Source organism: Chitinophaga caeni (assembly GCF_002557795.1).
Taxonomy (GTDB): Bacteria; Bacteroidota; Bacteroidia; order Chitinophagales; family Chitinophagaceae; genus Chitinophaga; species Chitinophaga caeni.
Genome location: NZ_CP023777.1, coordinates 65237 through 88231, shown reverse-complemented (window position 1 = coordinate 88231; position 22995 = coordinate 65237). Strand labels below are relative to the sequence as shown.

25 protein-coding genes and 1 tRNA gene are annotated in these 22995 nt (G+C 39.4%); 16 read left to right on the top strand and 10 right to left on the bottom strand.

Annotated elements, in window-relative coordinates; genetic code table 11:
• Positions 1-72 precede the first annotated feature (72 nt).
• The 7 genes from COR50_RS00420 to COR50_RS00390 form a co-directional block, all read right to left on the bottom strand.
• Complete coding sequence (locus COR50_RS00420) at positions 73-1242, bottom strand: esterase-like activity of phytase family protein (protein WP_098192134.1); 1170 nt, start codon at positions 1240-1242, stop codon at positions 73-75.
• A 44-nt stretch (positions 1243-1286) separates the two neighbouring features.
• The gene (locus tag COR50_RS00415) at positions 1287-2021 is read right to left on the bottom strand and encodes a LytR/AlgR family response regulator transcription factor (protein ID WP_098192133.1); all 735 of its coding nucleotides are present in this window, start codon (positions 2019-2021) and stop codon (positions 1287-1289) included.
• Positions 2018-3139 (bottom strand): sensor histidine kinase, encoded by a 1122-nt coding sequence (locus COR50_RS00410; protein ID WP_198405744.1) that lies wholly within the window; start codon positions 3137-3139, stop codon positions 2018-2020. Before COR50_RS00410 ends, COR50_RS00415 begins: the two co-directional genes overlap by 4 nt.
• A 48-nt stretch (positions 3140-3187) precedes the next feature.
• Positions 3188-5596 carry an outer membrane beta-barrel family protein gene (locus tag COR50_RS00405; RefSeq protein ID WP_098192131.1) on the bottom strand — a complete coding sequence of 803 codons (2409 nt, stop codon included), beginning with the start codon at positions 5594-5596 and terminating at the stop codon, positions 3188-3190.
• A gap of 135 nt (positions 5597-5731) precedes the next feature.
• A complete protein-coding gene (gene map / locus COR50_RS00400; protein WP_098192130.1) occupies positions 5732-6499 on the bottom strand; it encodes a type I methionyl aminopeptidase in 768 nt (255 codons plus the stop codon).
• Positions 6500-6681: 182 nt separating this feature from the next.
• The gene (gene dapA, locus COR50_RS00395; RefSeq protein ID WP_098192129.1) at positions 6682-7566 is read right to left on the bottom strand and encodes a 4-hydroxy-tetrahydrodipicolinate synthase; all 885 of its coding nucleotides are present in this window, start codon (positions 7564-7566) and stop codon (positions 6682-6684) included.
• Positions 7567-7622: 56 nt separating this feature from the next.
• Positions 7623-8576: an acetyl-CoA carboxylase carboxyltransferase subunit alpha gene (locus tag COR50_RS00390; protein WP_098192128.1), complete on the bottom strand. Its 954-nt coding sequence runs from the start codon at positions 8574-8576 to the stop codon at positions 7623-7625.
• A 144-nt stretch (positions 8577-8720) separates the two neighbouring features.
• Between COR50_RS00390 and COR50_RS00385 the strand changes: the two genes are divergently transcribed.
• The 5 genes from COR50_RS00385 (at position 8721) to COR50_RS00365 (ending at position 12069) form a co-directional block, all read left to right on the top strand.
• Positions 8721-8794, top strand: a tRNA-Asp gene (locus COR50_RS00385).
• A 55-nt stretch (positions 8795-8849) separates the two neighbouring features.
• Entirely contained in the window at positions 8850-9026 is a 177-nt protein-coding gene (locus COR50_RS22705; RefSeq protein ID WP_098192127.1) for a GIY-YIG nuclease family protein, read from the top strand.
• 193 nt (positions 9027-9219) lie between these two features.
• Positions 9220-9678: a hypothetical protein gene (locus tag COR50_RS00375; protein WP_098192126.1), complete on the top strand. Its 459-nt coding sequence runs from the start codon at positions 9220-9222 to the stop codon at positions 9676-9678.
• A gap of 471 nt (positions 9679-10149) precedes the next feature.
• On the top strand, positions 10150-10569 hold the full coding sequence (locus COR50_RS00370; RefSeq protein ID WP_098192125.1) for a hypothetical protein: 420 nt from the start codon (positions 10150-10152) through the stop codon (positions 10567-10569).
• Positions 10570-10848: 279 nt separating this feature from the next.
• A complete protein-coding gene (locus COR50_RS00365; RefSeq protein ID WP_098192124.1) occupies positions 10849-12069 on the top strand; it encodes an IS256 family transposase in 1221 nt (406 codons plus the stop codon).
• A 40-nt stretch (positions 12070-12109) separates the two neighbouring features.
• On the opposite strand, the gene COR50_RS00360 is transcribed toward COR50_RS00365, so the two are convergent.
• On the bottom strand, positions 12110-13705 hold the full coding sequence (locus COR50_RS00360; RefSeq protein WP_098192123.1) for a HEAT repeat domain-containing protein: 1596 nt from the start codon (positions 13703-13705) through the stop codon (positions 12110-12112).
• Positions 13706-14315: 610 nt separating this feature from the next.
• On the opposite strand from COR50_RS00360, the gene COR50_RS00355 reads away from it, so the two are divergent.
• From COR50_RS00355 to COR50_RS00325, 7 genes are all read left to right on the top strand, one after another.
• A complete protein-coding gene (locus COR50_RS00355; protein WP_098192122.1) occupies positions 14316-14522 on the top strand; it encodes a hypothetical protein in 207 nt (68 codons plus the stop codon).
• Positions 14523-14552: 30 nt separating this feature from the next.
• Complete coding sequence (locus tag COR50_RS00350; RefSeq protein WP_098192121.1) at positions 14553-15560, top strand: RHS repeat domain-containing protein; 1008 nt, start codon at positions 14553-14555, stop codon at positions 15558-15560.
• Positions 15561-15568: 8 nt separating this feature from the next.
• Positions 15569-16033 carry a hypothetical protein gene (locus COR50_RS00345; RefSeq protein ID WP_098192120.1) on the top strand — a complete coding sequence of 155 codons (465 nt, stop codon included), beginning with the start codon at positions 15569-15571 and terminating at the stop codon, positions 16031-16033.
• Positions 16034-16094: 61 nt separating this feature from the next.
• A complete protein-coding gene (locus COR50_RS00340; protein ID WP_098192119.1) occupies positions 16095-17030 on the top strand; it encodes a NucA/NucB deoxyribonuclease domain-containing protein in 936 nt (311 codons plus the stop codon).
• 33 nt (positions 17031-17063) lie between these two features.
• Complete coding sequence (locus COR50_RS00335) at positions 17064-17657, top strand: hypothetical protein (RefSeq protein ID WP_098192118.1); 594 nt, start codon at positions 17064-17066, stop codon at positions 17655-17657.
• A gap of 75 nt (positions 17658-17732) precedes the next feature.
• A complete protein-coding gene (locus tag COR50_RS00330) occupies positions 17733-17987 on the top strand; it encodes a hypothetical protein (RefSeq protein WP_098192117.1) in 255 nt (84 codons plus the stop codon).
• 187 nt (positions 17988-18174) lie between these two features.
• Positions 18175-18852 carry a hypothetical protein gene (locus COR50_RS00325; protein WP_098192116.1) on the top strand — a complete coding sequence of 226 codons (678 nt, stop codon included), beginning with the start codon at positions 18175-18177 and terminating at the stop codon, positions 18850-18852.
• Between the two features lie 149 nt (positions 18853-19001).
• Here the strand turns inward: COR50_RS00325 and COR50_RS22200 are convergent, their stop codons facing one another.
• Positions 19002-19292, bottom strand: coding sequence for a LytTR family DNA-binding domain-containing protein (locus COR50_RS22200; protein ID WP_157760569.1), 291 nt, complete (start codon positions 19290-19292; stop codon positions 19002-19004).
• Positions 19293-19299: 7 nt separating this feature from the next.
• Between COR50_RS22200 and COR50_RS00315 the strand changes: the two genes are divergently transcribed.
• Positions 19300-20730: an RHS repeat-associated core domain-containing protein gene (locus COR50_RS00315; protein ID WP_098192115.1), complete on the top strand. Its 1431-nt coding sequence runs from the start codon at positions 19300-19302 to the stop codon at positions 20728-20730.
• Between the two features lie 17 nt (positions 20731-20747).
• Positions 20748-21236: a hypothetical protein gene (locus COR50_RS00310; RefSeq protein ID WP_098192114.1), complete on the top strand. Its 489-nt coding sequence runs from the start codon at positions 20748-20750 to the stop codon at positions 21234-21236.
• Between the two features lie 141 nt (positions 21237-21377).
• Here the strand turns inward: COR50_RS00310 and COR50_RS22540 are convergent, their stop codons facing one another.
• The gene (locus tag COR50_RS22540) at positions 21378-21665 is read right to left on the bottom strand and encodes a LytTR family DNA-binding domain-containing protein (protein ID WP_262496308.1); all 288 of its coding nucleotides are present in this window, start codon (positions 21663-21665) and stop codon (positions 21378-21380) included.
• A gap of 12 nt (positions 21666-21677) precedes the next feature.
• On the opposite strand from COR50_RS22540, the gene COR50_RS00300 reads away from it, so the two are divergent.
• Together COR50_RS00300 and COR50_RS00295 are read left to right on the top strand one after the other, a co-directional pair.
• Positions 21678-21947 carry a hypothetical protein gene (locus tag COR50_RS00300; RefSeq protein WP_098192112.1) on the top strand — a complete coding sequence of 90 codons (270 nt, stop codon included), beginning with the start codon at positions 21678-21680 and terminating at the stop codon, positions 21945-21947.
• A gap of 104 nt (positions 21948-22051) precedes the next feature.
• Positions 22052-22408, top strand: coding sequence for an RHS repeat-associated core domain-containing protein (locus COR50_RS00295; RefSeq protein ID WP_198405743.1), 357 nt, complete (start codon positions 22052-22054; stop codon positions 22406-22408).
• The last annotated feature ends 587 nt before the right edge of the window (positions 22409-22995 follow it).

Below are 22995 nucleotides of genomic sequence, written 5' to 3'. Positions count from 1 at the left end.
GATTGTTGGTTGCAAACAGAAACTTTCCTTTGGATGACGAACGGGTTCCTAAAAAGTTACAAACTAATCTAGCTATCTTTTACTTTGATATTCAAATAGGTAGAATTGTGTTTCTTCCTTATTTGAAAAATTATTATCGACAACAAATACCAGGCTTTTATTTCCATTGGGGAGATCCGGTCCAAATGTCATTCCTTCTACGTTATCTATTAAATTTACTTGACTGGCTATAGGTCTGAAATCGAACAGTAACAGTTGTTGCGGCGCTTTTATTTCATTAGAATTTACTTTCTTTAAGATACTCCAATAATTCGATACATCGCTGGCATTTTTTAAATTTAGTTCGGAAACCAAAATGGTATTGTCCCTTATCCCGGTTGAATAGGAGCGCTCCAAAACCAGCAATTTCTCGTCGTCTAGGGCTAAAATATCCGAAATGCCGTTAACCCTGAACGCATTTTTAGGATAGGGAATGTCGGCAACCGGGTGCAATTTAAATAGGAATTGCCCGGCAGGTTGACGGTTTGCCAGGTCGTACCGGATAATCCTGCAATAGCTTTCCGTAGGTACGGTATCAGCTTCCGGCCCATCCTGGTATAACGGCCCTTCAACGCTTGCATATAAATATTTTCTACTGGGTGTGATGGCAATACCTTCCAGGACGGCATTTCTCCTGGAACCGGATTCAGCCATGCTCATCTGTAATTGCCCTGGAACCGGGAAACTATCGATAAATTTTCCCTGTAAATCAATGCGGTTAATAGATGGGTTGCTCAGTACGGGCGGCTTAGCAGATAAATTCCTTTCCCCTTCGCTACTCCAGATCATGGTTTGGTTTGCTGCATCGTAGCGCAAAGCTTCCGGATCGGGAGTCAGGGCGGGATTTATTTGCCTGGACGGATAAGTGTTGCCATCGGGCATTTTAAGACTGGTGGCAGCTATAATATTTACACTGTCAATCTTGTAGCCTGATATGTGGATTTGTGCAGTATAAAAACGCGCCGGGGCAAAGTCAGAGCGATCATCGCAAACCAGGTAATAAACGTTCCTCCCGGCATCATAATCAATGCCTGAAAGCCCCCCGATCGGTATATTATCCAACTTTGTATCTTCCGGGAGCACCCATTGATCATGAAATATTAATCTCCCCGTAATGCTTACCTGGCCGTTGTGTGAAACGGTTTTACAAGCCCCTATTCCGAGGGAGCAGATGATCAACAACGGGATGTATAATGATTTCATGGGGAACTGTTAAAATAAATATAGGATATTAAATGGCTGCCGGTCTATTTCTTGTTAGACATTATTTTGCCTTTTACCTGGTTCATAAACGCCTCCTTATACGTATCGCCCACGGGAACTGCTTGTTCAGAATTTTCTAGGTAAACGGTGTTCCCTTCAATCATTTTTATACAATTAGTTGCGATGATAAATGATTTATGGGTGCGGCAGAATTTATTTTGGGGTAGACGCTCTTCGAGATCTTTAACATTTAATAATGCAATAATTTTTTCTCCTTGTAAAGTGTTGATACAAACATAATTTTTCAGTCCCTCGATAAATAAAATATCATCAATATTTATCTTTATTAACTTCCCCTTTTGTTCGGTTTTTACAAAGATGAAATCGTCCTGCACAGGAGCTGAAGCGCCTGTTGCTGCCGGTGATTCTACTAATGATAGCGCCTTTTGAGCAGCTTTAAGAAACCTTGGGAATGGAATGGGTTTAAGCAAATAATCAACAACTTCGTTTTCAAAACCTTCAAAAGCGTATTCGCTGTATGCCGTTGTAAGGATCACTTTGCTTTTACCATTGATGGTTTTGATGAAATCGATACCTGTCATGGTAGGCATTTGTACATCGAGGAATACAAGGTCAACTTTAGTATGATGTAAAAATTGCAAAGCTTCCACGGGGTCGGTAGAAGTATATAATAATTCTAGGAAAGGGACTTTCCCTAAATGATGAACTAATAAATCGATGGCATGCTGTTCATCATCAACTATAATGCAACTAATCATGGTTTAAATCTTATTGTAAGCTCAGTAATATAAAATGTATCGTCTTCTTTCACATGGAATTCATGCGACTTTTCATACATTAACTGTAAGCGTTTCTTTACATTTTGTAAGCCGATTCCTGTGGATAACTCTTTAGTTCCTGCCTTTTTCTTATTGCAAATATAGAAATGCAAATGCTGATAGTCTACATTTATTTTTATCGTTAATGGGTTTTCTTGGTCCAATAAGTCACCATGTTTAAAAGCATTCTCTACTAACGTGATCAATATTAGCGGCATAATCTTGGTATGCGGACGGTCTATATTTTCTTCATACAGGATGCTAAGGCGATTGTTGAAGCGCATCTGGTTGATTTCTATCACGTTTTTCAGGTGCTCTAATTCTTTCTCAAGATCGACCAATCCTTGTTCATCTTCTTCTTTTCCCAGTGCATAGCGCATAATATCGGATAGTAATAGTACGGCCTGGGACACCTCATCGCTTAAAGGCACCGTTTTGCTGTAGATGAAATTCAATGAATTAAATAAGAAATGCGGGTTGATTTGATACTTGATCGCTGATAACTCGGCATCTAGTTTTTGCTGCTCCAGCTCTTTCTGTTTTTTGACCCGGTTGTTCCATTCAATAGCTACGGAAACAATGAAACAGATCAAAAGCGTCAAAATATAACTTAAAATATATGAGATAGTGTAAAACAAAAATTGATGATCCACCAATAATTTCTTCATTAGGCTATGATCCTGCCCGCTAGAACGGGTGTTTAGAACCGTAACATTGTATGAATAGCTGACCCTTTCGTAATCGAATAAGTATGATAGGGCAAACTTGACCAGGAATATTCCAGTGATCCATAAAAAGAAATGCAGCCAATTTTTTTTCTGTAATAGCGGGATCATAACCGCGTAAATGAGGAGATAGAAAGTGATTGTAGATTCGATCACTCCCCTGAGGCTGTTCAGCACAACCGGTATTATACGACCATCCGGTCCCGTAATCGGGGCCGGATTAAATCTTAAGGCCGTTAATATGACGAAAAGGTAATAAAGGAACGTGATAATAAAAATGATCAGTAACTTTTTACCTTCCCGCCTTAAAAATTCTTTAATCTTTGCCAACATTTCTAATGGATAATGGATTAAATTAAGCATTCTTCCGCATATCGCAAACTAGAAACCCGTTGATTTTGTGCGGCTGCTTTCCGTTTCAATACTACTTTTCCGATCTTTCGCCTTCTTGATGTTGCGGTTACCGAACAAATAGTTGAATGTGAGCATTACAAAGCGCGTATCTTGACGCATCCTCACGGTATTGTTTATGTTTTGATAGTTTAAATCAATATTCATCCTCCTGGTATAAAAAACATCGTTTACCGCTAATTTAAGGTTCGCTTTTTTAGATAATGTTTTCTTTACACCTAAGTCCATCGTAGCAAAACCCTTGATTTTAGTTACCCCGTAAATGATCGGTGTTTGAACCGTACCGTTTATCTCCAGGCTAAATTTTTTCGGTAAGGCAATCGTATTCTGCGTGTTGAAGATAGCTGTCCAGCTATTGGAATAAAAGGGGCCACCTTGATCTACACTGGTTACATCGAGATACAAGCCTGTTAGAACATTGGTGGTTCTCCATTTATTGAATAACATCTTGGTATAAATGATGTTGGCATAGGCTACATGGTAACGACCGAGGTTGTCATAGGTCATGACCAATGTTTTGTCGGCTTCATTTTGTTTATATACCATGCTTAAAGGGCTATTGCTATAAACATATCCCAGCTTGGTGATCCAAGTATAATTATAAGTAAATCCCAGGTCGATGTTGTGTGTAATCATCGGTTGAATATTTGGGTTACCTTGGGAATATGTATAAGCATTGTGGTATACTATGAAGGGGTTCACCACCTGGTATCCGAAACGGGTAATGCTTTTACGGTAAGCCATCGTATAAATGTGCTTTGCATCTTTTGTATAGCTAGCATTCAGGCTGGGGAACAATTGGGCATAATCCCTTTTGAATTTAGATGCAGGTTGTGTTTCGGTAGCCAATAGATTGCCTTCCGAGTAGGTATGTTCCATCCTTAACACGGCATCTAAAGTCCATTTTTTAATGGTTTTCTTGGCGCCGAAGTAAGCCGCGGCAACATTTTCTTTATAGATGAAATGGTTGGTTTTGGAAATATCGTTCTCCCATTTCCCGTTAAACCAATTTTCCCAAACCATGTTGTTATCAGATTTTGTATAAGTATTTTTTACACCGGCTTGCCATGTTGCAAATTTGGTGACTTGTTCGTAATCTGCACTCATACTATACAGGTTGATATCCGATGCAGATTTATTGCGGATATTTGTATTCCTTTCAGGCTGCTCGATGTTATCGCCCATATAATACTGGGTGTTAAACAAGTCGTCCCATTTTTTATCGTAATTAAAATAATCGGCGTTGATGGTCAAGTCTTTTTTCTTTTTGGGGTTTGACCATTTATAGTACACGTTAGCAGATGGATTCCGAACATCTTGATCGCCGGTATTGGTTTGCAAGAGAGTCGAGTCAGTGGGCTGGCCCTTGAAGCCTGTCTCCGTATTGTTTTTACCTAGCCGATTCCTATCTTGTATGGATGTCTTTACTAAAAAACCTATAGTAGAATTTTTATTCAGATCATAGTCTACACCTAGTTTTACATTATGATTTTTCTGTTCATCCGTGATAGGGTTATAATCGTGTATAATATAATCATTGGAAAATATCCTGTCGGATGTAGCGCGATCCCTTTTCTTAGTATATAGGAAATCGTAACCGCCGTAAATGTTCATATTTTTACTACGGTTATTTAAGTTGATGCCCGTGTTACCGCGGGGAAATAAACCAGCTCCCCCGGCTGCGACAAATGATCCGTTGGTCCCTAAATTTTGATTTTTCAGTGTTTTAATGTTGATGACGGCGCCGTCTTGAGCATCGTATTTGGCGGAAGGAGATGACATGATCTCAAGTTTATCGATGCTGGTACTCGGGATGCCGTCAAGGTAATTTTTCAGATCATCGCCGCTCAATCGTGAAGGGCGACCATCAATGTACACGGTAACATTTTTACCATTCAGTTGGAGTACATTGTTTTGGTCGGCCACCACTCCGGGGGCCTTGGTTAGTAATTCGAAAGCAGTAGAGCCGGAGGCTGAAGCCGTATTGGCTACATTCATTACCATTTTATCACCATCCATGGTGATCGTGGGGGCAATAGTGCTTACTTCTACACCTTTCAGCTCACTGGCCCTGCTTGCCATATAAATAGGGGGGAGGATAATTGCTTTGTCCTTGATAACAATATTTTTGATCGTAGTATCCTTGTATCCCATGAATACGATCTTCAATTCATAGGTACCGGCGTCTAGTCCTTTAAATTCGAAATGACCTTTTTCATCGGTAGATTCAAAAGTTGGGGTGCCATCCTTGATGGTTAGCATGGCGGCAGCTTGAGGTAATGCTTCTTTGGTTTGCGCGTCAAAAACGTCGCCTTTTAATTGGGCTTGGGAAGTTGAAGCAATGAATACACTTAGAAGGAGTAATAAAAACGGTTTCATAAAGGTTGAATTTGCTGATGTAAAAGTATTCCAGGTGAATAGTCAAGTGAAATCTATTACACAAACAGCATGAAAATCGGTACAAACAACCTTTAAAAACGGGGGAGAATGTCAATAACTCTTTAAATTATCGTCTTAATTCCATATTTCGTTACCGAGGGTAAGGATGATGGGTTTGGAATCCGTGATGAGGATCGTATGTTCATGTTGCGCCACGAAAGTGCCGTCTATGCCTTTTAGTGTCCAACCATCGTTTTGATCGGTGAAGGCTTCCGTTCCTTTTGTCGATATAAATGTTTCGACGGCTACCACGCTGTTAATTTTAAATTTTGCGCGGTTATGGCGATCATGGAAGCAAGGTATTTCATGCGGCGCTTCATGAAGGCCCCTGCCTACGCCATGTCCAACAAGGTTTTTAATCACGGTGAAGCCTGATCTCCTGGCTTCTCTAGAGATTAAGCCCCCGATTTCATTGATTTTGACGCCGCCATGGATTTCGTGGATCGCTTTGTAAAGGATTCTTTTTGAAGCACTTACCAGTGGTTGCAAACCCTGGAGGTCGTCGCCAAGGATAAAAGATCCGCCATTATCTGCCCAAAAACCGTTCAATTCAGCGGACACGTCAATATTTACGAGGTCTCCATTTTGCAAGATGCGTTGTTCAGAAGGAATTCCGTGCGCAATTTCATTATTGACGCTGATACAGGTATAACCCGGAAACTTGTAGGTAAGATAAGGTGCGCTGTTGGCCCCCATCTTTTCCAATATCTGTTTGCCGTAATCATCCAAAGTTTTGGTACTCATACCCGGTTTGGCGTATTCGCGCATCATTTTCAGGGTGTAAGCTACCGCTTTGCTTACAGCGGTCATACCATCCAGTTCAGCTTGAGAAGAAATTGACATATTTCACGGATTAAATGTTCACGGATAAATGTTCACGGATTAAAATGGATTGCCCGAATTACACGGATATTAGGATAAAATAAGGTTTATTTAACATGTTTAACCTATTTTATCCTAATATCAAATCTACAAATTTAAAATAATCCAGGTAAATCATGATCCGTGTAACCTGGGTAATCAATCTATTTAAATCCTTGAACGTAATGTGTTATTTGTTGTTGTAGGGCTGGTGTTGCTGCTACGATCGGAAGGCGGAAGTAATTTTCCACGATGCCATCGGTAGCTAAGAAATACTTGACGCCGGCAGGGTTGTTTTCAGCGAACATCAGGTCGAAACCCTCCAGTAGCTTGTAATGTAGCTTTTGGGCTGTTGCATAATCATTCTCCAATGCCGCTTTTACCATTTGGCTCATTTCTTTCGCGAAATAGTTGGCCGCTACGGAGATCAACCCTTCCATGCCACAGGCAATTTGGGGCATGGCCAGCACATCATCGCCGCTAACTACTACGAAATCAGCAGGTTTGTTCTTGATGATATGCATACATTGCGCCATGTCGCCGGAAGCTTCTTTCATGGCAACGATATTTTCTACTTCGTGCGCCAATCTCAAAGTTGTTTCGGCAGTCATATTGCGACCTGTTCTACCCGGCACATTGTACAGGATGATCGGTTTGGGAGCAGCAGCAGCGATAGCCTTATAATGTTGGAAGATGCCTTCCTGTGTAGGTTTGCTGTAGTATGGAGCCACACTTAAGATAGCCGCAGCATCGTCCAGCGGACATTTTTCCAAGCGCTTTATGACATCCTTCGTGCAGTAATCACCAATACCAACTACGACTGGTACCCGTTTGCTTACCTTTTCGAAGGTAAACTTTATAAGATCCAGCTTCTCATCGGCCGTCAATGTGGGAGTTTCACCTGTGGTACCAAGTGTGACAACATAATCGACTCCCCCTTCAATTACATGATTGATGAGCTTTTCGAGCGCATTCCAATCGATGTCTTCATTCGCTTTAAAGGGCGTCACCAGCGCTACGCCGGTGCCCCTTAACTGTTGCTGTAGCATAAAAAATTCTGTCGAAACAAATTTTGATTGTTGGAAATAGAAAAAAGGTATGAAAATTATTTTTCATCAAAGAAACCCATGTTAGAGAATTTCTCGATCCTGTTGGTAATCCTGGTTTCAGGATCGATGTCCTTGAGTTCCGCGATGGTTGATTTAATCTTGGCTTTGAGAATAGTGGCCATTTCCTCGGGATTGACGTGGGCGCCGCCAAGGGGTTCCTTGATAACACCATCCACGAGCCCGAAGCTACTCATATATTCGGAAGTTAATTTCAGCTCTTCCGCGGCTTTTTCCTTGAAATTCCAGCTGCGCCATAGGATGGTTGAGCAGTTTTCAGGAGAAATTACCGTATACCAACTGTTTTCCAGCATGAAGATACGGTCACCCATACCGATACCGAGAGCGCCACCTGAGGCGCCTTCACCGATTATGATACAGATAACAGGTACTTTCAGCTTCACCATTTCGAAGAGGTTGCGGGCGATGGCCTCACCTTGCCCCCTTTCTTCTGCTTCGAGGCCGGGATAAGCCCCCGGGGTATCGATCAGCGTAACGATTGGTTTATTGAATTTTTCAGCCAATTTCATTAGGCGTAGGGCTTTGCGGTACCCTTCAGGGTTTGCCATCCCAAAGTTGCGGATTTGGCGCATTTTGGTATTAACTCCTTTCTGTTGGCCGATAAGCATGACGGTTTCCCCGGCAATATCTGCCAAACCACCTACCATGGCTTTATCATCCTTCACGTTGCGGTCGCCGTGCAGTTCTACGAAACTATCGCAGATCATATCTACGTAGGCGAGCGTGTAAGGGCGATCGGGGTGACGGCTAAGCTGTACCCTTTGCCAGGAGGTAAGGTTGCTATAGATTTGAGTGCGTGTTTCTGCTATTTTTTGCTCGAACTCGGCTATGGCAGAGGAAACATCGACACCGGCTTTATCTCCACTTTCTTTCAGTTTATTTAACTGATCGTATAACTCCGCAATAGGTTTCTCGAAATCCAGGAATTGCATAAGTACATTTAAAAGGTTAAAGAGAGTGTAAAGATAGTACTTGAAAGTTTTTTTAAAAAAGATTTGCTGAATTGAATTTTTTGTTGCTATCTTTGCAATCCCAAAACGGGAGAACAGCTAAAGAATTTTACTGTTTTGTTTTGAGGATCGGTAGTTCAGTTGGTTAGAATGCCGCCCTGTCACGGCGGAGGTCGCGGGTTCGAGTCCCGTCCGGTCCGCAAGGAAGCGTCTCAAACGAGGCGCTTTTTTTGTTGACCCAAAAGTGAGTTTTATATGAACTGGTACGTTTATGTGATAGTAAGCCTCCAAGATGGAACATTTTACAAGGGCATTACCCATGATTTTCACCACAGGTTAGAAGAACATAATTCCAAGCAATTTCCTGAATCAATAACCATGTCAGCATGCTCCACTGTCACGGTGCCAGCAGTGGAAAGTTGCCGGTGGTGAATTAACTGGAGCGGTACAGGGTCCATCAGTTACATCTACTGCATTAACCATATACATTATAATCTCCGAAGGAAGCAGGTTATTTCCTCCAAGAAATTTAATCCCCATACCATAGATGATGAAATATTATTTATTTTCATGTTGTATTTTATTTTAAAGCTGCTTTTTTCATAAACATAAAAGCATTGCCCCCATGAAACATAAACTTAATTTTGGTACTTCATATCATCAATTCTACATAAGGGATAAAAATTCTTCCCAAGATACAGGCGACAGTAATTTTTGGACAGATGATGCAACCCGTTCACGATTAGCAGTTGGTGAAGGCATTTTAGGAGTAGGACTGGAATGCTACGGGCCTTTTAAAGGAGAGCTTGTTTTATTAGACAAAAAAAGGGATGATGTAGAGTATAGTCAATATGATCATATTGTGGAAGGGGGTCTAAATATAAAATCGGGAATATTGCAAGTATTAGATTGTCCTAATTCAAATGTTGAATTGGAGGTAAAAGTAAGTCCGGGAAGTTATAGAGTGAGAATTTATTCTTTAAATCTTGATAGTGTTGAGGGAGACACTGGGGATGATTATTATATAATCGAAATATGGCCGGGTATAAATACGGAGCGAAAAGTACTAAAACAATACAAGTGAAATTGCAAATACAAAGACTACAGACACTATCTCATAAACTGTGTAAATTCTAAAAGACTATATTATGTCTACGGACATTGAGGGGTACTTTATTGAATAAAACTTTAAACACAATATTTATGAACAATATTTTAGTGATTTCATAGATGAGTCTTCTTTTTTGTTGCAACCAGGATAATAATAGGATTATTAGAAAAAAATGAAGATAAAGATGTTACTGTAACCTGGTACTATTATAGTTAAATTACTTCTTCAAGTCCGGGTTATGTTAGTGTTAAAAAGGATGGGGAAGAACATGAGATTTACAAGGCGGTAGAAACCGTTACAGGTGTACTCTTAAAAGATTATGATATTATATTGAAGCTAGTTCAACCTCCAAACGAATTGTTTATACAAAAACAGTAGATAAGGAAATTCTCGGGTATACCATAAAATTAGATGCAAAAAAAAGTAACTATTTAATTTAAAGAAATGAAAATCGAAGTAAAATATCCGGTTCTCGTATTTCCTTCCTACGAAAAAATGGTATACGTTTTTAGAAAGGAGTCTGGACTGACACATACCACTGTTGCCTTATTGAAAACGATCAAATATGATGGCATGGAAATAGTCACTTCTTCCGGAATGAAACATACCATAAAGGATGCTTATAAAATCAAATACCTAGGTTTTTGGGGATTTAATCCAATGTTGAAAGGCAGGCAAATTTTAATTGATTTTAATTTTTATGAGAATCCTAGCCGGGTTGATCTACCAGAATTAAAAAAACGAGTGATGGAATGTGTAAGAGCAAACAAAGATTTTTGGGAATCGGCCTGGGACATAAAAGAATTAGTGTCGGAAATTGAAAGTGCTGATAGTTTCGAAATGGTAGCAGAGCTTGTTGGCTAAAACCTGCCCTTAATTTAACTTAGAAAATGCTTTGACTGATTAATCTAGTACGATTTACATAGTTATTAATTGTTACTGGTAATTAGGATCACTATAGTAATTCTTCAATAGAATAATTGTACTAGAGAAGTTCATGGAGATTAAAACTGCATTTAAAGTAAAAAGGATCTAAAAATTGTGTTAGGATTGCTGTTAATCGGGGCTGGGCTTCTCCGTCGAGACTGTAAAATAAACTGTGTCAAAGACTAAAAAAACAAGATCTTTAACACAGTTTTTTTTATGGAACAAAAAGGAAAATTTGACTACGAAGAACTCAAACGGAAGACCTTAGAGCAACTCCGCTCTGGTAAGTCCCTGTTTGGCAAAGATGGGGCTTTCGCACCTCTTCTGAAAGATATTCTCGAAGCTGCACTGGAGGGCGAGATGGAGGTTCATTTAGATGATGAGCAACGGGCAAATGGGAACCGGAAGAATGGCAAAAACCGAAAACGGCTTAAAACAGCAGATGGTACTATCGATCTGGAGACACCCCGTGACCGGGCAAGCAGCTTTGAACCACAGATCATCAAAAAGCGGGAGACCATTCTGGCAGAGAGCCTGGAGAGTAAAATCATCGGTATGTATGGGCATGGCATGAGCTTACGGGACATCTCAGCTCATATCAAAGATATGTACGATACAGAGATTTCAGCTGCGACATTATCTTCCATAACCGATAAAGTTATCCCTCTGGTCAAAGAATGGCAGGCCCGTCCTTTGGAGCCACTGTATTGCATTGTCTGGCTGGACGCCATGTTTTATAAAGTCAAAGAAGAAGGCAAAGTAGTTAACCGTTGTGTTTATAATATCCTTGGTATAAATACCGATGGACGCAAAGAGCTATTAGGCATGTATGTCTCGGAGAGCGAGGGAGCTAACTTCTGGCTGAGTGTCCTGGCCAATCTTCAGCAACGGGGGGTATCTGATATACTTATTGCCTGTATCGATAATTTGAAGGGATTTTCCGAGGCTATTGCCACGATATTCCCCTCTACAGCGGTACAAACCTGTGTCGTACATCAAATCCGCAATTCTATCAGGTACATAGCCAGTAAGGACCAGAAGCCATTTATGGCCGATTTAAAACCGGTTTATCAGGCGGTGAGCAAGGAAGAAGCAGAGTCGCAGCTGGATCAACTGGACGAAAAATGGGGAAAGAAATATCCAGTTGTTATAGACTCCTGGCGCCGGAACTGGGATAAGCTCACTACGTATTTCCAATATTCTGAGGCCATCCGCAGGTTGATCTACACCACTAATACTATCGAGGGGTTCCATCGCCAGGTGCGTAAAGTGACCAAAACCAAAGGAGCCTTTACCTCCGATATGGCCTTGCTGAAATTAATTTACCTGGCTGCCCAGAACATCCAGAAGAAATGGACACAGCCCCTTCAAAACTGGAGTCTGACTGTGTCTCAGCTGTCAATTATATTTGGGGATCGACTGAAATTGCGATTATAAATTAAATGTTGACACAGTTTATTTTACACTCCCTCTCCGTCTATCGTAAATAAAAGTCAAGTCCTGTCAATGGATTTTGATTAAAATATTGTTTTTCTTCATGTCTTTCAAACGCAAATTGAAACATTTGATTTGCTCTTTCAAGTTCGTCTTGCTTCGGTTGAGTGAAATAACTTGTCGCCTTAATTCGCCACTGTTGCAAATAACCTAAACTTAATTGTCTTATGTTTTCGTTCTCATCAATAGTCCCAATCATTATGTCTGCAATAGTTGTCCACTTGCCAACTTTACTAAATAGTTTAAGCATTTCTTTTTTTAACTCATATTGTCCGTTTGAATAAATTGTCCTTGCCTTTTCTAATACTTCTTTTGTCGCATTGTTTGATAAATAGTCTATAGCGACATTTCGTATTCCTATGAATTCGCTGTCTAAATTTTGTATTGCAAAATCGTAGGCTTTTTCGTTGTCCAATTGTTTGAGTGCTAAAAATGCTGTCTTCCTAACTTTTATCTTTTTGTCGGTCAAATATGGAACAATATTACCAACAAAGCTTTTCCCATTTGTTTCTGCAAGTCCACTCAATGAACCAATAACGTTGAATTTATTTTTCAAATTGTCATTATATATTGTTGCAAAGTCTGAAACCATATTTCTTAACGAGTGTCTTGCAAATTCTCTTATTGAAGCTGAATTGTCTGAAAGAAATGGGAATACAGTTATTGAAAAACATTCTTTTCCCTTCAAATTGTACAATGTTTGTAATCTAATTCTTGCAGACTTGTCAATTAAAAGATTGTCAATTTCAATCTGTGTTAATTTATCAAAATGTGATAGTGTAAAATTGCGAACTAAAAAATGCTTGTCATTTAGTAATATATTTAGTTCACTAAGTTCGATACTTGCGGAATTTGAAATTTGTTTTGCAATTACAATTCTAGTTCTGTCAGAAAATGAGTAGAAGTTTTCAATGACAAATTGTTTATTCTGTACAACAACAAAGTTCATAATGTCAGAATGAACAGAACTCAAATCAGTTCTTTCTACTTTTTGCAACCATTCAAAAATTGTAAGGTTGTCAACTAATGCATTGATAAACTCTGGCTTTTTGAAATTCTCAATGCTTTTTAAAGCAGTTTGCCTAACAGCTTGAACCCAATCCGCTAATCTGTAAACGAGGAATGGAATTGCCTTTTCATTGTTTGTATCAGCAAGTTTTTTAACAGCCTTTTCTCTAACATAACCACTACTGTTAAGTGAAGCAATTGAGTAGAGTGTCAAGCATTCTTGGCGAGAGAAATTTCGGCTGTAAAAATCTATGTCTGATTTGGAAATCTCGCAATACTTTAAAGTTTCGTAAAAACTTTTCTTTGTTTCAATTTTCTTGAACAATTCAATTATGACGTTACAAGTCGTCTGGCGAATTTCGTTGTTGTCGTCTTTGAGAAATAGAATTAGTCTTTGAATAGAACTTGGATAACCAAATTCTAAAATTTTTTTCAGGGCAATCAGCCGTTCTTCAACCTTGTAGTTTTTGAAAAGCCATCCTTGTTTTTTCTGTCCTAAAATTTGTATGTAATTCCAAAGTTCCATTTTGTTAGTTTTGTTTTGCGGGGTGTGTCGGTCAGCCTTGGCCATAACTCCTAAATATACGTAATTGCCCTAATTTTCTAAATATTCAATATTCACCTAGTGAAGTTTAATTCTCAATAGATTGTAAAAATAATGCGCAAGGCGCATTTGGTATAAATTTTCCGTTCCCGGTAATACCCTATTTATTTTGCGATGTACGTCACCATTTTACCTAGCGATCATTTTATAAAAACCGCTATATAAATTCAGTTCTGTTACGATCAGGATCTGAATAAGAAAATGCCCAACCCATCTACCCGATATTCTTCTACTTTAACCGCCTGGCAGAAGCGTTCACCCGAGGAGCCACCAAGGCTCAAGCCGGGCCGTTTTTAAAATTCAGTAGCACATGTGAGAATGATTGTTACAATAAGCTATACTGCCATTGTGTCAATGCAATACGGTTCAAACTCAATCCCCTCTTCCCCGCAAGGAAGCGTCTCAAATGAGGCGCTTTTTTTGTTGACCCAAAAGTGAGTTTTATAGGAACTGGTACGTTTATGTGATAGTAAGGGATCCAAGATGGAACATTTTACAAGGGCATCACCCAAGACTTTCACCGCAGGTTAGAAGAACATAATTCCAAGCAATTTCCTGAATCAATAACCATGTCAGCATGCTCCACTGTCACGGTGCCAGCAGTGGAAAAGTTGCCGGTAGTGAATTAACGGGAGCGTTACTGGGGCCATCGGTTACATCATTCCTCGCGACGAACAACGGCGGTACTTCCGGCAAGCCCAAGGCGTACCTGAACTGGATGCTGCTGGACGAGCAATTCAAGCTCGTGTCTAGCGGTAGCGGTGCAGAGCAGGTCGGGGTATAAAATACTTTAACCACGCATGTAAAACCTGGGATGATGGTTCCAAAGAATGGTTATCTTTATGTATATGTGAGTAACGTTACTCCTAATATCGACGTGTTCTTTGATAATTTGCAGGTGACGCATGAGAAGGGGGCTTTGGTGGAGGAGACGCATTATTATCCATTTGGGTTGACGATGAGCGGGATTAGTACGAAAGCAGTAGGACCCATTGAAAATTGGTATAAGTTTAATGGAATTGAGCTGAACAGTGATTTTGATCTTTACTCTTATGAGGCTCGCTACAGAAATCTTAATCCGCAGACGGGGCGTTTTTGGCAAATTGATCCGCAGACGGAGGTATTGGAGAGTTATTCTCCTTATGAGAGTATGGGGAATAATCCTGTTGTCAATAATGATCCCTTAGGTGATTTTAGGACTAGGTTTGGAGCCTGGCTACACAAGGTTTTCCACGGTGGAGGTATTGTTGGTAGAAATGACTATGGGGAGTGGTATGTGGCTAAATCGGCGATGGATAATCATGATGGGTTATTCACAATTACGCTTACTTATGGCAAAGGACGGCATGCTTATAGTAGAGCTGGTGAAGACATGGAAGATGAAGCAGAGCAACAGCAATTGATAGATATGTGGACGAAAGCTGGTATTTGGGATCCTAATTTGCCGGCTGAGGATGCAGGTAAGAATGCACTCAATTTAGGATTGACTACTACGCTGCCTAGTGTGTATATAAAACCTGCGACTTATGCCGTTAACGCCACTAAAACAGCAAATGCAGCAAAGGCTGCTAATACGATGGCCAATAAGACGCTTCAAGAATTGCAAGCTATTGTTAAACAGCATTCACCTTTATTTAGGAAATTATTTGGAACTAATAAAGAAGGGGCTCAGGCTGTTTTGAATAATATTAAAAATGTAAAAGTTCCCGAAGGGCTTACCAAAGAGGCGATGCAGGCTTATCGTGAGTTAATAAATAAAGTTCCTGATCCAGCAGGGACACAGGAAATAAGAGCGAAGATCCTGGATTATCTTCTTAAATAGTTTATGGTATGCTAATTATTCACTTTCTTCGAAATATATTCAAGTTGTATTATGTTGCTGATGTTGAAAACTCCGAGCAACTGAATATCAAGGGTGTTTTATTTAGAAAAGAATCGAATTCAAAAGATAATGAGGGTTTTCTTGGTTTTTTTGATTGGCTTAGATTAGATGAGAATACAATAGTAGGTATCAGGCTTTGTTATTTTGAGCATCAGGCGTATAATGTTCTTTTGACATCGTACCCTTATATACGACTGACTTTTGATGGTAAGTGCATGGAATTGCTTTTTGAAGGGGATGTTTATAATCCAGATATTAGTGGTGATCAGGATTTTGCCAATAATTATGTGTTCAAATCTGAAAGCGAAGATTACTTATTTACATTTGGATTAGATCACTTGACTAGAGATGAACTCAATGGTTTGAAGAAGCAATGCGAGGTGTTGGATGCGATTGATGTAATAAGGTCTTAATGGATATGGTGCAGAGCAGGTCGGGGTATATAATACTTTCACCACGCATGTAAAACCTGGGATGATAGTTCCAAAGAATGGTTATCTTTATGTATATGTGAGTAACGTTACTCCTAATATCGACGTGTTCTTTGATAATTTGCAGGTGACGCATGAGAAGGGGGCTTTGGTGGAGGAGACGCATTATTATCCGTTTGGGTTGGTGGTGGCGGGAATCTCTTCCAAGGCTGCTGGTAGTTTAGAAAATAAAAAGAAGTATAATGGAATAGAATACGAAAGTTCTTTTGACTTAAATATTGGAGAGACATTTTTTAGAACACATGACCCACAGTTAGGCAGATGGAGGCAGATAGACCCCAAGCCAGATTATTCTGAAAGGCCATATTCAGCAATGAGTAATAACCCTCTGTTGCGTAGCGACCCGTTAGGTGACAAAGATTCGACAGCCAATAAACCTAAACCGAAAGTTGTTCCAGTACCAGTACCTGAAAAATTATTTCCTAATATTTATAAGAATTTGCTGAAGTCTTTGGCTAATGGTAAGCCTATGACTATTACTTATGATGCTAATAGGCAAAATGCAAGGCAGCGTCGTAGAGAAGCTTTAAAAAATACTCCCCCGAAAGCTGGATACGACCGAGATGAATATCAATATGCTTCAACAAAGGAAGGGGGAAAAGGAGCAGATGTAAATTATGTTCCAACAAGCGAGAATCGAAAACAAGGTGGTTTGATAGGTGCATTGGTTGTTCTCAATGGTATGCAAACAGGAGACCAGTTTCAAATGGTGCCTATACCCAACGCTCCTGATGCAGAACCGGAAACCGCTCCAAGTCCTTCACCATCTCCTGTTCCCGTTGCTGCTCCGTCAAATCAAAGTTTACGAGACAGAATTGGTCAGGCAGTTGGATTGACAGGTACGGCACTTACGATTTATATTATTATTTCGGAAGGAAGTAGATTGTTTCCTCCCAGAAACTTATTGCCTATTCCTTAATTTTAAATTTTTATTTAAAATAGAATTATAATAATGGATGAGATAAAAAAGGTATTGCAAGAATTAGAGTTTTTTTTGCGTGAATCAAATTCCCCTATACTTGCTCACTTTCAAGAGGGTATATCAGCTTCTGAAATTAGCGATTCATTTAGCACTATGAAATTTCCTGTGCGAGATGATATAATGAAAATGTATGAATGGAAGAATGGAGTTAATGATTTATTTAAGAAAAAGACAGGAGAGATAGAATTATTTACGAGTGGCATTATGATGCCACTGGAACTTGCTGTCAGTATATATGCATTGGAGGCAAGAGTTCAAAAGTCTTTTAAGAAAGATTTTTTTCCATTGTTTACAAGCGGTGGGGGTGATTATATTTTGATGCATCTTGATGAAAAGAAAAAAACTTATGGGCAACTTTTTCTTTATTCGCCATCTATACTTTTGAGCAGTAAACCTGTATCAATTTATGATTCTTTAAATACTCTGTTCCAGACAACTTTAGAAGTTTATAAAAAGAGAGGTTATTACTTTAATGAAGTGGATAAAACATTGGAGGTTGTTTATGAGATTGAAAAGGAGGTCGCAATAGAGATGAATCCCAAGTCGGAATTTTGGAGGGGCTGACCCAAAAGGTCAGGAAAACAAAAGGCAAGAATTGAAAAAAAGAATCAAAGAATTGAAAGTAGAAATGCAGCCACTTTGAGTGATGTTTCTGAAAAGCTTAATGAAACATATAATGGAAGTGATGGAAAAGGAACTCAAAATTCAAATGGAGAAAGACTTAAGTTTAAATTCAATATTAAAGGTATAGAAACCTCTAATACTGATGGAGGATCATTGACTGATATTAGAAAGATTGCAACTGATAACGGAATAGTTACAAGTGAAAAGGACGCTTCAGGAAATTCTGTAATTGCTCTTGCTGCCGCAGTCACTACAAGATCTACTGAATGAAAACAAGGGCTGAGTAATGGCATTTTCACTACGGTGGCTTCTAATGCTCCTAGGATTGCTTTAGCAAATGAAATTGGTCACACATTTCAATTGCCAGATAACTATCCTCAATCTACCGGAGGATTAATGGATTATCCCCCTGGAGGTCTTGTTAGTTCGGAAGTTGATGAAATATGGAATAAAGCTCATGAAAAATAAAACATTTATATTAATCACCTTTTTACTATTGCTTTTTAGTCAATCTATAAAAGCTCAATCAAATACTGATAGTACTAATAAATATGTGATTTTCACTTTTGAAATAAAACACAAAGGCTCAAAAATTAATGAGTATTATTATTGGATGGCCCGACAGGATTCGATTCCGAAAAAAAAAGCATTCGAGGTTTTCCCTTTATATACAGAAGAGTATTCAAGGGACCTCTTGAATAAATGTAAAACAGGTAGCTCTATCGATATCTTTGCTGCCACGACTGCTACAAATTTCAATTTTGACGATAATTATAAATTGGAAGTGAAGAATCTGATTTTCTTAATTAATATAAAAAAAGAGAAAATCCAAAGCTTTAAAAAGAGGTGGGTACAAAATGACGATGAAGTAAATGTAAATGTTTATGCAACGCCGATTATTGGCAAATTCTGTGATTGTTTGGAGATTCACGGGAGTATGCCATACGATTTTAAAGGCCTGGTTTATTTACCTGTAGCGGCCTTTAGTTATGACAATACCTTTTGGAATAGCAAAGACGCTAATATAGTTAGATATGTTGATTATAGTTATGTTGAATACTCGAGCCATTACCCTTCAAATATGCATGGCAATACTAACATTCGGGTAAAAAGTAATATTCAAACTTTTAGGTAATCTTGCTTTCTCACTTTGGCAAGATTGGTAGGAAAGATTTGGTGCGTTGGCTATGCTTGTGCCATGCTGTCCATAGGCTGTAACATGAAAATAAAAGGGACTATTTCAATAAGTGTGTAAATTCCAAAAAGGGAGCTATCACGTTATTTTCATACCTCGAACCATTGTTTAAATTTCCTTGCCGTCGGTTTACTCACGTAGACGGGTTCCCGGTATTCCGGCCGCAAGGTTAAGCCCAGTTTCCCTTGTTTCAACGGTTGATAGGCTTTGATCGCGTCGTGGTTAGCGATCATGTAACGGGTAACCCTGGAAAAATACCGCTTGTCTAACCGGGGCTCGATAGCATCCAGGCTTTGGTTTAATATGTAATCATCACTGGTAATGAGACGGATGAACACGTTGTTACCATCCCGGTAGAAATAGGATATTCTCGATGACAACGTAGTAATGACGGGTGATAAGTACAATATCCGGGTGAGCAGTTGGTGGAACAGTGCCAGTAGCCCCGGTACGGACGTGAGCCCGCTCAACGATATTTTAAGCGCCCTGGTATCGGGTGTACCCGGTGCCAGCGGTGGGAAAGTTGCCGGTAGTGAATTAACAGGAGCGTTACTGGGTCCATCGGTTACATCATTCCTCGCGACGAACAACGGCGGTACTTCCGGCAAACCCAAGGCGTACCTGAACTGGATGCTGTTGGACGAGCAATTCAAGCTCGTGTCTAGCGGTAGCGGTGCAGAGCAGGTCGGGGCCTCGAATACTTTAACCACGCATGTAAAACCTGGAATGGTGGTTCCAAAGAATGGTTATCTTTATGTATATGTGAGTAACGTTACTCCTAATATCGACGTGTTCTTTGATAATTTGCAGGTGACGCATGAGAAGGGGGCTTTGGTGGAGGAGACGCATTATTATCCTTACGGTGGCAAGTTAGCCGGCATCACAAGCAAAGCAGCAGGCAGCTTAGCCAATAAGTACCAGTTCAACGGAAAAGAACAACAAGAGAAAGAATTTAGTGATGGTAGCGGATTAGAAACTTATGATTACGGGGCAAGGCAATATGACCCACAAATAGGTCGTTGGGGAGTGATAGACCCCAAGACTGATATGTATAGTTCTTATAGCCCTTATAATTACTGCTTAAATAATCCTATCAAATATATTGACCCCAAAGGTGAAGATGTCTACTTGATAATTTGGTATTCCGCAGGTGGAGAAATCGGGCATGCTGGTATAGCTGTAGATAATTACAAAACAGTAGAAAAAAGAGACAAGAAAGGTAATGTGATATATGATAAGAAGGGGAATGCAAAAACAGAACGAGTAAAGGATGGTACAGTTACTTTTTATGATTTTTGGCCTGGTAGTGCAGGTAAAAAGAATTTTGATAAAAACCAGGATGGAATTGTAAATAAGGTTGAAAATGTAAGCTTAAGTGATATGCAGAATAAAGACTTAGGCACGGGGGAGAAAAGGGCAGCAGAAGGTGTGATACAGTTTACTGCAGATGAAAAGGCAACAAACCAGGTAAAAGATTATGCGGAGCAGCAGTATCAAGACCAACTTAAGAATAATGTTCAATATAACGGTGCAACAAATAACTGTTCCAACTTTGCATTGGATTGTATGAACCAATTATATAGTTTCAAACCTGGCTTCGGAGTTGAAAACATAAATACAGACGGTAACAAATGGTTACTTATTCCTGCTGTTAATAAAAACTCTGTCACACCAAATTTTTTATACCGGAGTGCCGCATCAATGGTTGCAAATCCAGCTGTTGGTAAGGTTTTGAAATCAGATTCCAAAAAAGTAGGTAATGATTTTGTAGATGCAGTAACCAACGGGCATGCAACAGATAAGACACCTGGTTATTAACTGAAAAATAAAAGAAAATGCTAAGCAAGTTTTTTATTGGGATTATCTTAATCAATATATCATTCAGTAATTGTAGTTCTTCAGGAGTTAAAAAGAACATGTCCGATACAGAGCTTCAGGAAGTTTGTCAATCATTTGCAAAAGCAATTTGCACGAAAGATACGGTTGCTTTTTATGAGTTAGTAGATAAGGCAGTTTTAACTAACTCAATGAATGAATGGATGATTGATGGCAAAAGGCTTACACAAGATGATTTGTTTTTCCCATTTTTCTTTGTGTATAGCCCTTTAAAAATTAAGTATCAAGACCTAATGGACAAGCGTAACAGAGAGAATTTTTTTAAAGACTTTAAGGCAGAGAATATAAAACCAATAGCTGGTACAACTGCAAGCGTTCATCTTGAATGGACTGAAAATATACCCGATGCAAAGCCTGCGGAAATTGAAGTAACGTTGCAAAAAAATAGAGGGTGGAAAATTATAGGAGCGAAATGGAAAACTTTATAAAGAAGTTCTATTGTATTAAAGCCGCAGCTAGTTAGACTGCGGCTTTTCTGTTTTAAGAAGCGTAAGCTTGCTGCGTATTAAAATCTCTAACACTATCTCATAAAATGTGTAAATTCCAAAAAGGGAGCTATCACGTTATTTTCATACCTCGAACCATTGTTTAAATTTCCTTGCCGTCGGTTTACTCACGTAGACGGGTTCCCGGTATTCCGGCCGCAAGGTTAAGCCCAGTTTCCCTTGTTTCAACGGGTGATAGGCATTGATCGCGTCGTGGTTAGCGATCATGTAACGGGGAACCCTGGAAAAATACCGCTTGTCTAACCGGGGCTCGATAGCATCCAGGCTTTGGTTTAATATGTAATCTTCACTGGTAATGAGGCGGATGAACACGTTGTTACCATCCCGGTAGAAATAGGCAATATTCTCGATGACAACGTAGTAATGACGGGTGATAAGTACAATATCCGGGTGAGCAGTTGGTGGAACAGTGCCAGTAGCCCCGGTACGGACGTGAGCCCGCTCAACGATATTTTAAGCGTCCTGGTATCGGGTGTACCCGGTGCCAGCGGTGGGAAAGTTGCCGGTAGTGAATTAACGGGAGCGTTACTGGGTCCATCGGTTACATCATTCCTCGCGACGAGCAACGGCGGTGCTTCCGGCAAGCCCAAGGCGTACCTGACTGGATGCTGTTGGATGAACAATTTAAACTAGTGTCAAACGGTAGCGGTGCAGAGCGGGTCGGGGTATAAAATACTTTCACCACGCATGTAAAAACTGGGATGGCGGTTTCAAAGAATGATTATCTTTAGGTATATGTGAATAACGTTACTCCTAATATCGACGTGTTCTTCGATAATTTGCAGGTGACGCATGAGACAGATTATCCCCAAAACAGATTGAAGTATTATAGCAATGAGTTAGAAAACATGGAGTTCAATGATCTGAGTGGGTTAGAGTGGTATGATTATGGGGCAAGAATGTATGATCAACAAGTTGCTCGTTGGCATGCGATTGACCCGTTATCAGATAAAATGCGCCAACATTTCCCGTTTAGCTATGCTTTCAATAATCTGTTAAGATTTTTAGATCCCGATGGTAATGAGGTCATTTCGACAAACTCGGGAATTACTTTAACAGGTATTGACACCCAAAATGCATTCAAATTTCTATAACAGCGAGAACGAAGAAGTCAATTACAAGTATAGAAAGACGGCAATAAACGAGTAATATTAATTGGTGGTGCAGACCTTATCTTACAGGTTTATCAATGACAACGAAAAAATTATTAGACGGTATTGATATGAATGCCATTATTGAAAAAGTTGCTTACCGTCAAAACTATTTATTTGGAGCCCAAATAATGGTAGAAATATTATAAATGTTGATTACACAGGAATGGCTGCTCACCTTGATATTGATGAGCTTACAGTAAATATTGTTACATAAATTATAAATTCTACCCTAAATGAAGATTAAAATGTTAAATAAGATTATATCAAAGTACATTTTCGTTGTAAGTATACTCATGTCAATATATGTTATCCTATTTTTCATATCCTTTAATTGGGATATTGACGTATATGGTTTTTTCGAGAGAAGTTTCAATATACCATATAATTATATTAGCAAAATAGTATTTTACATATTCATGTTCTGTTATTTGAATGTGCCTTTAATTGTAGTTGTAGGTATATACGCATTGTTTTGGGAGAAAAAGTATAAATTATCGTTATGGTGTATTTTAATTTCTAGTATGTAT